Origin of the sequence: Pseudodesulfovibrio sp. zrk46, from assembly GCF_012516435.1 — a bacterium.
In the GTDB taxonomy this organism is placed as follows: domain Bacteria; phylum Desulfobacterota; class Desulfovibrionia; order Desulfovibrionales; family Desulfovibrionaceae; genus Pseudodesulfovibrio.
Map to the genome: position 1 here is coordinate 2,107,680 of NZ_CP051216.1, position 12,698 is coordinate 2,120,377.

Consider the following 12,698-nt stretch of genomic DNA (forward strand, 5'->3'; position numbering starts at 1 on the left):
TCAAGCCAAGCGCAACGCTGGTTGCGTGGTTGGTCGATTTCTAACGCCTTTTCTACTTCCCTTTCTCATTGGGAACGCTTCGTTCTCAACTTCAGCCGCCCGAAAGGGCGACACTTCTCTCTTGTCCTGAGAGCAACCCGTAGTTGCGGGATTAGCCATACTGTTAATGGAGGAATTGATGTTTGTGTCAACTCGTAACACACCGTCATCCGTTCCAACGGATGTCTGTATGCCGTTTTCTGGGCTCGGACATGCCACGGAAACGATCAAGGTCGTAGCTGAAAGCCTATCTGTTTGCTGGGAGGTCATTTCCGCCATTGTGCGCCCGACTCCTCAGTTCGTGGGGGTGTATGGCTATGAACTTCAATGTCGATTGGGACGGAAAACGAGAGCCGGATGATTAACAAATCAAAGGAGTAGGTATGAAATTCAACAGAAGAAACTTTCTTCAACTCGCTGCAGCTACTGCCGCATCCACGGCATTTGGCGGGCTTGGGTTCGGATGCGTCGCGAAAATGGGAGGACTTCCTGACCACGCTGCTGCGTTGGCTCCCAAATGGAGTAAGCAGACCACCAGCATTTGCCCATACTGTGCGGTGGGATGCGGTCTGATCGTCAATACTGACCTGAAAACCAAGCGGGCCATCAATGTCGAAGGTGACCCTGACCATCCAATAAACGAAGGGGCCACTTGCGCCAAGGGCGCTTCCATCTGGCAGTTGGCTGAAAATGATGAACGGCCAAAACGTCCCTTGTATCGCGCACCGTATTCTTCGGAATGGAAAGAGGTTTCCTGGGAGTGGGCTCTTGGCGAAATCGCAAAGCGCGTCAAGAAGACGCGTGACGCCAGCTTTACCGAGAAAAACTCTAAGGGACAGGTGGTAAACCGGTGCAACGGATTGGCATCCGTTGGTTCAGCGGCCATCGATAACGAGGAGTGCTGGACTTACCAAGCTATGCTCCGTGCCCTCGGTTTGGTCTACGTCGAGCATCAGGCCCGCATCTGTCACAGTTCTACTGTTGCGGCTCTGGCCGAGAGCTTCGGTCGCGGTGCCATGACTAATCACTGGAACGATATAGCCAACAGTGACTGTATACTCGTCATGGGCAGTAACGCGGCGGAGAACCACCCTATCTCATTCAAGTGGGTGACAAAGGCCATGAACAAAGGGGCCAAGCTGATTAGCGTGGACCCGCGTTTTACTCGTACTTCTTCCAAGGCAGACCTTTATTGCCAGCTTCGCGCCGGTACTGATATTGCCGTGCTTGGAGGTCTGATCAAGTACATTCTGGACAACGATCTGATCCAGAAGGATTACGTGGTCAGTCACACTAATGCGTCCTTTATCGTCAGCGATAAGTTCTCGTTTGAGGATGGTTTGTTTAGCGGCTACCATAAGAACTCTGTTGAGGCTGACTACGTCGGCTCCTATGACAAGTCTCAATGGGCCTTTGAAGAGGATGAAAAGGGGCTGCCCAAGAAAGACAAGACCCTCAAACACCCCCGTTGTGTCTACAACTTGCTCAAGGAACATTACAGTCGCTACAACGTGGACAAGGTCGTCAGCATTTCCGGCATCGACCGCGATGGATTGCTTGAATTCTACAAGCTCTATTCTGCCACTGGTCAGCCAGACAAGGCGGGTACAATCATGTACGCCATGGGATGGACCCAGCACACCGTCGGCGTACAGTACATCCGTACCATGGCCATGGTCCAGTTACTGCTGGGTAACATCGGCGTTGCTGGTGGTGGAGTTAATGCTCTGCGCGGCGAGTCGAACGTTCAAGGTTCTACCGACCATTGTCTGTTGTGGCATATCCTGCCGGGATATTTGGCAACACCAAACGCGGCGCTCGACAACTACAAGAAGTACGTTGATACCAAGGCCAAGCCACATCTGGAAGGGGCAAAAGATCCTAAGAGTGCAGCCTGGTGGCAATACTATCCCAAATACATGGCGAGTTTCCTTAAGGCCATGTATCCAGATGCGTCTCTTGAAGATGCCTATGCATGGTTGCCAAAAGCTGAAGACGGCAAGACCTACACTTGGCTTCAGCTGTTTGAGGCCATGCATAAGAATGAGTTTTCCGGATTCTTTGCTTGGGGTATGAATCCCGCATGTGGCGGCGCAAATGCCAATAAGAATCGTGAAGCGATGACCAACCTGGACTGGATGGTCAACGTAAATATCTTCGATAACGAGACTGGTTCCTTCTGGCGTGGTCCGGGTATGGACCCAAAGAAGATTAAGACCGAGGTCTTTTTCCTGCCTTGCGCCGTATCCATAGAAAAAGAAGGATCAATCACCAACTCCGGTCGCTGGATGCAGTGGCGTTACCAGGGACCGGTTCCCAGGGGAGAGTCCAAGACCGACGGTCATATACTGACCGAGCTCTTCGACTCCATCCGTGAACTATACTCCAAGGAAGGAGGAGCGTTCTCCGCTCCAATTGAAAATCTCTCCGTGGACAAGTGGAAATCCCACGGCGAGTTCGACTCTCATCAGGTGGCCAAGTTAATCAACGGTTACTTCCTCAAAGATGTCATCATCAAGGGCAAGACTTACAAAAAGGGTACTCAGGTGCCAAGTTTCGCTTTGCTCCAAGATGACGGGTCAACTTGTTCTGGCAACTGGCTCTACTGCAACTCTTACACCGACAAGGGCAACATGGCCGCTCGCAGGAATCCTGCCCAGACTCCGGAACAGGAAAAAATTGGCTTGTTCTCGAATTGGTCGTGGTGCTGGCCGGTAAACCGACGGATCATTTACAACAGAGCATCCTGCGATAACACGGGTAAGCCTTACGCACCCCAGAAACCGGTCGTCTCCTGGAATGGTGAGAAGTGGATCGGCGACGTGCCTGATGGCGGCTGGGCCCCCGGCACCAAGTATGCCTTTATCATGAAGCCACAAGGACACGGGCATATCTTCGGCCCGGGGCGTCAGGATGGTCCCTTCCCAGAGCATTACGAGCCTATGGAGACTCCTTTCAAGGCGCACGAACTTTCGGATCAGCTCAACAATCCAACGGCGTTGCGTTTTGCGCACGAGGCTCTGGCAGTGGCCGATCCCAAGTTCCCGTATGTGGCCACGACCTACCGTGTGACCGAACATTGGCAAACAGGCTTGATGACGCGTCACACTCCTTGGCTGCTGGAAACCATGCCGCAGATGTTTGTGGAAATGAGCGAAGAGCTGGCCTTGGAGAAAGGTATCGAGAATGGCGAAAAAGTCATGGTCGAGTCCATTCGCGGCGAGCTTTGGGCCGTCGCCATCGTGACCAAGCGGATGCATCCGCTCAAAGTCATGGGCAAGACCATATACCAGATTGGTCTGCCGTGGTGCTTCGGTTGGCAGATGCCTCATGACGGCAGTGGTGGAGATTCCGCCAACCTGCTGACCCCGTCGGTGGGTGATCCCAATACCGGCATCCCAGAAACCAAGGTCTTTGTGGCCAACGTCCGCAAGATGTAAGGAGAACACAATGAACGGTAAATCATTTCTCGTGGATTTGACTCGCTGCACTGCGTGTCGCGGCTGCCAAGTGGCTTGTAAACAATGGAAGAAGCTCCCCGCCGAGAAGACGAAAAACTGGGGCTCGTATCAGAATCCCAAGGATCTCTCCTCGAAAACCATTCGTCTTGTCCGCTTCTCCGAAGTAATGGAAGGCGGTAAGTTGCAATGGCTGTTCTTCCCGGAGCAGTGTCGTCACTGTGTGGAGGCCCCATGCGCAGATGTGCCGAACAATCCCGAGGCTATTCTGCATGACCCCGATACCGGGGCAGTTGTCTACACAGAACTCACGGCCAAGGAAGACGGTGAGGCCATCCGTTCGTCCTGCCCTTATGACATCCCTCGTGTGGATCCTGAGACCAAAGTAGTAAACAAATGCGATATGTGTATAGACAGGGTTAAAATAGGCATGCTTCCGGCTTGCGTACAGGCTTGTCCCACAGGAACCATGAACTTTGGAGACCGCGAGGATATGCTTAAGTTGGCTGAAGAACGCTTGGTGAAAGCCAAGAAAAAGTTCCCTCAAGCTATGCTGGTCGATCCAGAGGAGACGCGGGTCATATATTTGGCTTCGGCTCCTCCGGCTAATTACTATGAGTATCTGGAAGCTGATGCATCTGGTGCTCAACCTGATTTGATTACCAGGAAACAACTACTGGCAAAGCTGGGTTCACCAATTAGGACCATACGTTCATAGAACACCAACGTATGTCTGAGCATGGGAACCTGCTTCCCTTTCCATCGGCCCGACTTCGGTCGGGCCGATCTTTTGATGCAGTATAGTATTTCATATATTTCTAAACAATCCTCCTGTGGTTCTTGTTAGAGCGATATGGTGTGGCCTTCACCCCAGAAGACAGGCATGTCATGGGGACGGTAGTGCTACTGGTTGTAGCAATAGTAAAATATGACGAGCCTACTGTGGCTTGTATAAAAGAAATTAGCGGGAAGATGAGGTGGTCCGCTTGTGGGCCCTTTAAACGCAATGGGTCGCATTGAGGCTACGTTAAACGACAGTTAATCCAATAAAATCAGGCAGGCTAGAGCTAGTCGCTTGCCTATCACGCCGGAGGCCGCGAGTTCGAATCTCGTTGGCTCCGCCACTAGAAAGAAAAAGCCCTTACACAATCGTGTAAGGGCTTTTTCTTTGGTCAACTTGCAATATGGTTGAAGGGGCCTGCTGGTAGACCGACACTCGAGTCGTCATCACAAAATTATTTACTGGGATTGGAGGATGTAGAGTTTACAAAGATTTTCACCATCTTTCAGATAGTGCTCTCCAAATACCTCCACCACCTTCCAAATCCCGGCGTTGGCCAGTCTTTCCATTTCTTGGTCAATGAGCGGATTCCTATGCTCGCCGTATCGAAGAGAAAGCAGGATCATGCCTTCGGGTTTGGTGATTCGAGCCAATTCTGCGAGGTCATTCGGGGATGCTTCCCTTTTGACGAATGTGCCGACAGAGATGATGGCGTCATATGTGCTGCTTCCCATTGCTGGAAGTTCGTGGGGTGGCAGCTTGTCGATGACTGTAAAGCCTTTGTCTGCCAATGCTTTTTGGGTAGACTCATTGTCGTTTCCGTAGCAAAGGATACATACATCCTTTTCAGGAAAGTGGCGCCATAGTTTTCTGGCCGCAGACTCGTGAGCTAAATATTCCCATTGGAGATTGGAGTGCGCATTTTCTAATATCTTGTCGTACCGCCGTCTCAATTCAGCTATGTCGGTTGTTGTTATGACAAAAGACTCGGTGATTGTTTTTGACTTCATGGCTGAGACTTCTGGTTTGGGGCGTTTGAAATTACATGCCTGGTGTCATGCAGTTTCTTCATTGGAGTAGGTCTCGACACAGATAGAAACAAATTGAAAATCGTGCTGATCATGTGGCATCTTTGTTGTGTTGCAGTCATTCCTCAAGCTGCTCCCACAGGAGTTTGAGAGCTTCCAGCCAATCCATATAGTGTTTCATGGAGAGGGGAGTGTTTGGATGGGTCTTAAACCACCACTTTTGATACGCCTGGAAATTCTCTCTTTTCTCCAACTCGCTAATGCTGACTTCTGAGTTGGTGTTTCTCGGGAGCGGGAGCATGGCTGTTGAGATGGCTTTGGAACTGGTCTGCAAAGCCCACTTCAAAGCGGCAGCTATGATTGTCACGCGGATGGCGTTGTCTTCGTCACTATCATCCACGGGAAAACTTGAAATGACTTGTTGTATGGCGTTCTCATTTTCGATGAGTTGCTGCCATTTCGTTTCGATGTTCATAGAGTTCTCCTTGGTTCGAATTTGTCACGATTGTACCGTATCTAAGCCTCTATTAACACCATTGACCCTTAGTATATTTTCCTCCGCGAGAAACTGGCACCAATCACAGAGAAGGTGTTCTCGACGATGAACAGCGCGTTTTCGTCGTGAGTGAAGGTGATTTCTTCAAGTTTCTTGAGCTGTACATTATTGACAACCGTCATGAGCACATTCTTTTCCTGTCGGGAAAACGCCCCGAATCCTTTAAGAAAAGTGGCGCTCTGTTTCAATTTGTAGAGGATGTCATCACTGATGGAATCCGCCATTTTTGAGATGATGAAGACCACTTTTCGTTGGCTGAATAGTGAGAGCGTCTGCTCGACAACAACCGAAGTAATGAAGACCATGATCAAGGAAACGATCACGATGTCCAGAGGGAGTCTGAGCAAACTGAAACTGAACAGAAGAGTGTTGAAGAGCAGATAAATGCGTCCGATACCAAGGTTGAACCGCTGGTAAAGATACACTGCTATGACATCCAATCCTCCATTCGAACCAAGGGATCGTAACACAAGGCCTGCGCCGAAACCGGTAATGACGCCGCTGGCGATAGCCGCGTACAGTTCACTGTGTACGGGCATATGAACGGTAACAGTGTCATAGAACACGGTAGTGACGATGGTCGCGTATGCACTGTATAAAAAGAACCGTCTGCTGACCTTGAACCATGCGAACAGAAACAGTGGAATGTTCAGTATCAGGTTGAGCCATCCGGGCGTAAGCGTGTCGGTCATGTAATAGGCGAGTGTCGCCAGACCGAATACCCCGGCAGGGATGAACTCATAGGGGACAGCCAGGCTTTTGATGCCGATAGTGACAATCAGGCTGCCGGTTGTGATGAGAAACAGATTCCACCAGACCGAATATGAAACATCAAATCGGAATTGCGGCCCTTTACCGAGTTCCGACCTGCTTGAACCAGACATTCATGCTCTCCAATTTGCCTGCTATCTGAGTGTTGTTGTGAAGGGTTCCGCCAAAACTGTATCCCGCCCGGGAAAAGACGATGTTCATGCCGAAGCTCTCAGCCCGGGCAATGGTGTAGACAGTGTTGATATCAAGATCGCCTGCCGCGTTCTCCATGCTCGTAAGTAATTGCCCCGCAGCACCCTTTCCTCGGTATTCGGGGAGGGTTGCGAAGTCGGTCATCTCTGCGCATTGCCACTCCATGTCCATTTCCATGGACGCAGCGGCTACAAGCTTGGTGTCCGAAAACACGCCGAAGAAGGCCGTGTCGGCCAGCATGGATTCCTTGAGGAATTCCACATCGTGAACCGGGAACGGATAGGTCTTGAAAACCGTTGAATACAGTGCTGCCAATTCATCGAGATTGCCAAGACGCAATCTGACGACTTCGTTCTCGCCGGATGCCCTCTGTGAGGTTGTGGCTTTGCGCTCCGCTTGTTCCAGCACCTTGGATATGCGTTCCATGTTCTCGGGTATGGACCTGCGTTGATCCATGTACTTGCTCATGAAATACCCGGCGCATTCTCCTTTGTGCATGAGTGGAACCCGGGCTTCGTCTACAAATCCCAGCGAAGCGAAATGCGACGTTGCATAGGCTGGAACCTTGGCAAAGAGTTTGGTGTAGCCATTTTGCCTACCCAGTTCGTAAATCTCGTGGGCGATCTCAGGCAGGTCATCAGGGTCAAGCTTCATGAGATAGACACGGTCATTGGAAGGACCGTGCTGCACTACTGAATTGCCTACATGGATGATACTATCAGGCTGCATCCTCTCTCCTTTCGAGGCGCTCATTGTTTTCCGGAGTAAGACTCGTTGTGTCATCCCAATCAGACAGGAGTTTCTCGATGCCGATAGCCTTTTCTTCGGCGTCGTTTTCCTTGAGTTGGAGGTTGCAGGTTGAACATTCCCGGTCGCAGTAGTTGGGCTCGTATGAGGACGGTTCGTTGTATGTGGTAATGACGCCTTCGTAGTTTCTCAGGACAACCTTGTTCGGTCCCCAGGATACGATGTAGTTCGGCATGACCGGGATTTTTCCGCCGCCACCGGGAGCATCGACAACATACGTGGGAACAGAGAATCCGCTGGTGTGCCCTCGAAGGCTCTCAATGATTTCAATGCCCTTGCCGATGGGCGTGCGGAAGTGGGTCAGGCCTTCGGAGAGGTCGCATTGGTACATGTAATAAGGGCGTACCCGATTTTTCACGAGCTTCTGGTTCAGCGTCTTGAATAGTCGCTGGCAATCGTTGACGCCGGAAAGAAGAACACTCTGGTTACCCAGCGGAATGCCTGCGTCAGCCAGTCGCTTCAGGGCTCGCCGGGAAGATGCCGTCAGTTCCCGGGGGTGGTTGAAATGCGTGTTGATCCAGAGAGGATGATGCTTCTTGAGCATATTAACCAGATCGTGGGTGATGCGGTACGGCAATACCACAGGCATGCGGGTACCGATCCTGACAACCTCGACGTGTTCGATTTCGCGGACCTTGGTCAGAATCCAATCAAGCTTTTCGTCGGAAAGCATGAGCGGGTCGCCGCCGGAAAGCAGTACGTCCCGTACCTGAGGATTGTTACGGATGTATTCGAGACCTTGCTCAAGGTCGATGCGTGACGGGGTAGAGTCGACATCCCCGACTTTGCGTTTGCGGGTGCAGTGCCTGCAATACATGGAGCAGGTGTTGCTTATGTGGAACAGGACGCGGTCCGGGTATCGGTGCGTGATGCCGGGAGCAGGACTGTCTTCATCCTCGTGCAGCGGGTCGGCCATGTCGTATCGGCCGATCTTCAACTCTTCAGGCGACGGGAAGGACTGCAGGAACACAGGGTCATTTTCATAGTCGTCCACATCAATGAGCGAAAGGTAGTATGGGGTGACGGAGAGCGGAAACTTGCGGACGGTTCGCTCGAAGATCTGTTTTTTCTTTTCCGGGAAGGTGATGCCGAGAACGCGTTCAAAGTCGTCCACGGTTTTGATGGAGTGGCGGATGTGCCATTTCCAGTCGGTCCAGTCCGACTTGGAGGCAGTATCCCGCAGCGTCTCCGCGACCTCTTGCTGGTGTTCTGTGAATATTGGCAAATTGTCTCCTTGGTTAGAGTATCTGACTCAGGAACTCCTGAGTCCGGGCTTCGACGGGGGCATCAAACATGGCCGTCGGTGCATCCTTTTCCAGGATCACGCCCTCATCCATGAAAGCCACACTGTCGGCGACTTCACGGGCAAATCCCATTTCATGGGTTACAATCATCATCGTCATTCCATCTTCGGCGAGCTCTTTCATGACAGAGAGAACTTCACCCACAAGCTCCGGGTCCAGTGCCGATGTGGGTTCGTCGAAGAGCATGACGTCCGGCTCCATGGCCAGTGCCCGAGCTATGGCGACACGTTGTTTTTGGCCGCCGGAAAGAGTGTTCGGGTATGCCTTTTCCTTATCACTCAGGCCGACTTTGTTCAGAAAGTATCGGCCGATTTCCTTGGCCTCTTTCTTGTTCATTCCTTTGACCTGCGTGGGCCCCTCGATGACGTTGCCGAGCACGGTCATGTGGGGAAACAGGTTGAAGTGCTGAAAAACCATGCCGACGCGGGCCCGCAGTGAATTGATGCGCTTTTCGTCACCGGTCACTTCCCAGCCATTGATCTTAACATGGCCTTGGTCAAACGTTTCCAGATAATTTACGCAGCGAAGCAAGGTCGATTTGCCCGAGCCGCTGGCGCCAATGACGCAGAGGACTTCGGAAGGGTGGATATTGATATCGATTCCCTTGAGGACATGGTTGTCTCCGAACCATTTGTTCAGGCCGGAAATTTCAATAATCGGTTGTTGATCCATTGTTATGCCTGTGCCCCGCCCACATCGAGTCGTGCTTCGATGAAGCGGAAGGTTTTGCTGAAAATAGCCGTGTAAAGAAGGTAGAACAGCGCTGCGATGAACAGCATCTCCATCATCATGAAGTTTGAGGAAGCGAGCTGTTGAGATTTGAGCAGCAACTCGTTGATGGTGATGGTACTGGCCAGCGAAGAGTCCTTCAGGGCGATGATGAACTGGTTACCGAGAGACGGAATCGCTCGTTTGAACGCCTGCGGCAGGATGATACGAATCATGGCGCGGCTGTATGGCATCCCAAGGCTGCGTGCGGCTTCCATTTGTCCGTCGGAGATAGAGGTGATGGCGCCTCGGAAAATCTCGGCGATGTATGCGCCGTTGTGGATACCCAGTGCAAGGGTTGCAGAGGTCAGCGCGTCGAACCCCGCAACGCTGCGTAAACCGAAATAGATGAACAGCAGCTGGAGCAGCAGCGGTGTGCCACGGATGATGTAGATATAGGCACGCGCCGGGAGGGAGAACAGGCGCTTCTGCGATATGCGAAGGAAAGCTGTACCCAGGCCCAATCCCAGACCAAGCAGGATTCCCAGCGTGGTTATCTTGATGGTCATCCATGCTGCAGGCAGGAAGAAGGGAAGGTATTTCGTGAGTACTGTAAAATCGAAGTACATTTTCAGTCCTATGAAAGAGTCAGATAAAATGCGCGGCGCTCCCCTTGAACGCCGCGCAGGAGAGGAGGACGTTGTTACTGAACGGTAATGTCGGTGTTGAGCCATTTCTGGCTCAGCTTGGTAAGCGTGCCGTCCTGATGCATGCTGGTCAGGACTTCGTTGACCTTTTTGAGCAGTGAATCATCGCCTTTGCGAAAGGCTACGGCGATGTCTTCGCCGCGAAGCGGCATGCCTAGCAGGGTGATATCGAACTTGCCGCTGTTCATGGCATTCACGCCCACTACACGATCAGTAATAACGCCATCTACCACGCCGCTGTTCAGTTCGGTCAGGGTGTGCGTATCGTCTTTGTAGAGCTTCACATCACCTGCACCGAGCTTTTCAGCGTCTTGGGCAAAAGTGGTACCGGTTACGACGCCTATGGTTTTCCCCTTCAATTGGGTCGGGGTCGAGTAGGGGGCGTCCTTCTTCACGAGGAGCTGTGCGCCCGAGTAATAGTACGGGGTGGAAAAGTTGACGACCTGCAGTCGCTGCTCTGTCACAGCCATGCTGCCGAGGATCCCGTCATATGCTCCAGAACGAAGCCCTTCGATGATCCCGCTCCACTCAGTGGTGACGGGCTTGAGCTTTACGCCAATCCGTGCGGCGACTTCATTGGCCACATCAACGTCGAAACCGACCAGCTCATTGTTGTCGTTGTAAAAGTTGAATGGGGGATAGCCTCCGCTCATGGCGAAACTGATTTCACCAGCTTCGGTGACTCTTGCGAGTGAGTCCTTCTGCTCTTCCGAGCAGCCTGCGAGCATAAGTACAAATAACGTGACCGCGAGTGTGGCCAGTGAAAAACGAATCATCTTCATGATTTCTCCTATGGCGTTTTGAGATAGCAGTTCCTCGGCATGATGATGAACTGACCCTTCTCTGTAAGGTCGTTCTTCAGATTGGCATCCGAGTTGAGTACGATAAGGAACGTGAAAAACAGTGCTACAACGATTGGAATTGCAGAAAAGAAGACGCAGGAAGTGTCTAATGTGAATCCCTTGATATTGAATCGCATCGTTTCTTGAGCACGTGGTTAGAATTGGCTTGGCACGTATTCAAGCAATGATGAGTATCCCCGACAAGGGGGTGTGGTGGGTAGTTTTCGGGTATTCGGGTATACCCGATTAGACGAGTGAGGGCTTCTGGCGTAGATAGGTGAAAAGTGATGCCTTTCTGCCTCTCAGCCCCAGCTTTTTCCGGATGTTCTTGCGATGTGTCTGAACTGTTTCAAAGGACATGTTGAGGAGTTCAGCGATTTCTTTGCCGCTACGTCCCAACTGGATGAGCTGGCATACTTCCATCTCTCTGGGGGAAAGCCGCAGTAGTTCCGAATCGAATTCGCCAGAGGATTCGCTGGCAAGGTCAACGAGCTGGTCTTCGATGACGGTCTTGTACCCTTCGCGGACAGCCGGGGTGTCTGAAGTCGTAATACGCTCAAGCGCCGGAAGCATCTGCTTCTTGACCTGACTGGTCAGTTGCTCCCGAATCTCCTTGCGTTCCTCCTCCACGGATTTGATGACCTGCCGTAGTGCTATCTCTTTTTCCTTCACCTCGGCCTTTTGATCCTGAAGGTCCTCTTGGAGTTCCAGGTGTTCGGAAAGGTCATGAAGTATGAGCTGGAACAGCGAGTAATCAGTAAAGCTGATTTTGCGCAGGGTTGCCTCGACAGGGAATCCCTCTCCGTCACCGTCTATGGCAACAATCGTTTCGGTCCATATCTTTCCGGCTTGAATCGTGTGCATGGCGTTGAGAATGGCGGCATGAAAGCGTTTGCCCAGTAACCGTCTGAAATCTTCTCCGGATAGCCCCTGCTCAGGCCTGGAGTGTTGCTTCTGAGCAGCGGTATTGGCTGCGATGATGGTGCCGGCATCGTCGATAAGAAAGGTCGCGTCCAGCGCCATATCAAAAAAGGCGTTGAACAATGTGATGGAGTCGGACCAGGCCGTGATATTGTCTTCCAGCCGTTCTTCGTAGCTTTCGTAAAGCGCTTCCATGGGCTGGTTGTCGGTGGCAATGACAACGTACCCTCCTTCCTGAGCAACCGTCTCTGGAAGTGGGATGATCCGCATCAGAAAGCTTCGGCCGTCGCAGCAACTGATTTCATGGATATTGAATGGAGGAAACCGTTTGAGGGTCTCTTTGAGAGATCTGGTTTCCAATGCCAACACATTCCAGAAAAAAGCGTTCTTTAGTGACGTTCGAGGCAGATAGTTGAGTCGGACGTCGTTGGACTCAACGACAACACCGCTTTGATCGGTGTAAAAAATCGCGTCATTCCATGCCTCAACGACATCTCCAGTATCCGCCAGCGTAGGTATTTGGGTTGTGTTGTCATCCATATCATTGAGCTAACATGGTGCGTGAGAGATGAAAACCGTGTGGT

At 51.7% G+C, this 12,698-nt stretch carries 11 protein-coding genes; 2 read left to right on the plus strand and 9 right to left on the minus strand.

Annotated elements, in window-relative coordinates; all coding sequences use genetic code 11:
- Nucleotides 1–422 precede the first annotated feature (422 nt).
- Both fdnG and HFN16_RS09560 read left to right on the plus strand, forming a co-directional pair.
- The gene (fdnG, locus tag HFN16_RS09555) at nt 423–3,479 is read left to right on the plus strand and encodes a formate dehydrogenase-N subunit alpha (RefSeq protein ID WP_168890533.1); all 3,057 of its coding nucleotides are present in this window, start codon (nt 423–425) and stop codon (nt 3,477–3,479) included.
- A 10-nt stretch (nt 3,480–3,489) separates the two neighbouring features.
- Nucleotides 3,490–4,215 (plus strand): 4Fe-4S dicluster domain-containing protein, encoded by a 726-nt coding sequence (locus tag HFN16_RS09560; protein ID WP_168890534.1) that lies wholly within the window; start codon nt 3,490–3,492, stop codon nt 4,213–4,215.
- A 521-nt stretch (nt 4,216–4,736) separates the two neighbouring features.
- Here HFN16_RS09560 and HFN16_RS09565 read toward each other — a convergent pair.
- The 9 genes from HFN16_RS09565 to HFN16_RS09605 all read right to left on the minus strand — a co-directional run bounded on the left by HFN16_RS09565 (nt 4,737) and on the right by HFN16_RS09605 (nt 12,654).
- Complete coding sequence (locus tag HFN16_RS09565) at nt 4,737–5,288, minus strand: class I SAM-dependent methyltransferase (RefSeq protein WP_168890535.1); 552 nt, start codon at nt 5,286–5,288, stop codon at nt 4,737–4,739.
- Nucleotides 5,289–5,424: 136 nt separating this feature from the next.
- Entirely contained in the window at nt 5,425–5,781 is a 357-nt protein-coding gene (locus HFN16_RS09570) for a hypothetical protein (RefSeq protein ID WP_168890536.1), read from the minus strand.
- 68 nt (nt 5,782–5,849) lie between these two features.
- Complete coding sequence (locus HFN16_RS09575) at nt 5,850–6,746, minus strand: YitT family protein (protein WP_168890537.1); 897 nt, start codon at nt 6,744–6,746, stop codon at nt 5,850–5,852.
- Entirely contained in the window at nt 6,715–7,554 is an 840-nt protein-coding gene (ablB, locus tag HFN16_RS09580) for a putative beta-lysine N-acetyltransferase (RefSeq protein ID WP_247648300.1), read from the minus strand. The genes HFN16_RS09575 and ablB overlap by 32 nt, the downstream gene beginning before the upstream one ends.
- Nucleotides 7,544–8,857, minus strand: a complete 1,314-nt coding sequence (gene ablA / locus HFN16_RS09585) for a lysine 2,3-aminomutase (protein WP_168890539.1) — start codon at nt 8,855–8,857, stop codon at nt 7,544–7,546. The genes ablB and ablA overlap by 11 nt, the downstream gene beginning before the upstream one ends.
- A gap of 13 nt (nt 8,858–8,870) precedes the next feature.
- A complete protein-coding gene (locus HFN16_RS09590; protein WP_168890540.1) occupies nt 8,871–9,608 on the minus strand; it encodes an amino acid ABC transporter ATP-binding protein in 738 nt (245 codons plus the stop codon).
- A 2-nt stretch (nt 9,609–9,610) separates the two neighbouring features.
- Nucleotides 9,611–10,273, minus strand: a complete 663-nt coding sequence (locus HFN16_RS09595) for an amino acid ABC transporter permease (RefSeq protein WP_168890541.1) — start codon at nt 10,271–10,273, stop codon at nt 9,611–9,613.
- Nucleotides 10,274–10,347: 74 nt separating this feature from the next.
- A complete protein-coding gene (locus tag HFN16_RS09600) occupies nt 10,348–11,133 on the minus strand; it encodes an ABC transporter substrate-binding protein (protein ID WP_168890542.1) in 786 nt (261 codons plus the stop codon).
- 306 nt (nt 11,134–11,439) lie between these two features.
- Nucleotides 11,440–12,654, minus strand: a complete 1,215-nt coding sequence (locus HFN16_RS09605; protein ID WP_168890543.1) for a PAS and helix-turn-helix domain-containing protein — start codon at nt 12,652–12,654, stop codon at nt 11,440–11,442.
- Nucleotides 12,655–12,698: the final 44 nt, after the last annotated feature.

Coding starts and splice junctions, on each gene's coding strand:
- fdnG (WP_168890533.1), top strand. CDS start 423: ATGAAATTCAACAGAAGAAACTTTCTTCAACTCGCTGCAGCTACTGCC.
- HFN16_RS09560 (WP_168890534.1), top strand. CDS start 3,490: ATGAACGGTAAATCATTTCTCGTGGATTTGACTCGCTGCACTGCGTGT.
- HFN16_RS09565 (WP_168890535.1), bottom strand. CDS start 5,288: ATGAAGTCAAAAACAATCACCGAGTCTTTTGTCATAACAACAACCGAC.
- HFN16_RS09570 (WP_168890536.1), bottom strand. CDS start 5,781: ATGAACATCGAAACGAAATGGCAGCAACTCATCGAAAATGAGAACGCC.
- HFN16_RS09575 (WP_168890537.1), bottom strand. CDS start 6,746: ATGTCTGGTTCAAGCAGGTCGGAACTCGGTAAAGGGCCGCAATTCCGA.
- ablB (WP_247648300.1), bottom strand. CDS start 7,554: ATGCAGCCTGATAGTATCATCCATGTAGGCAATTCAGTAGTGCAGCAC.
- HFN16_RS09590 (WP_168890540.1), bottom strand. CDS start 9,608: ATGGATCAACAACCGATTATTGAAATTTCCGGCCTGAACAAATGGTTC.
- HFN16_RS09595 (WP_168890541.1), bottom strand. CDS start 10,273: ATGTACTTCGATTTTACAGTACTCACGAAATACCTTCCCTTCTTCCTG.
- HFN16_RS09600 (WP_168890542.1), bottom strand. CDS start 11,133: ATGAAGATGATTCGTTTTTCACTGGCCACACTCGCGGTCACGTTATTT.
- HFN16_RS09605 (WP_168890543.1), bottom strand. CDS start 12,654: ATGGATGACAACACAACCCAAATACCTACGCTGGCGGATACTGGAGAT.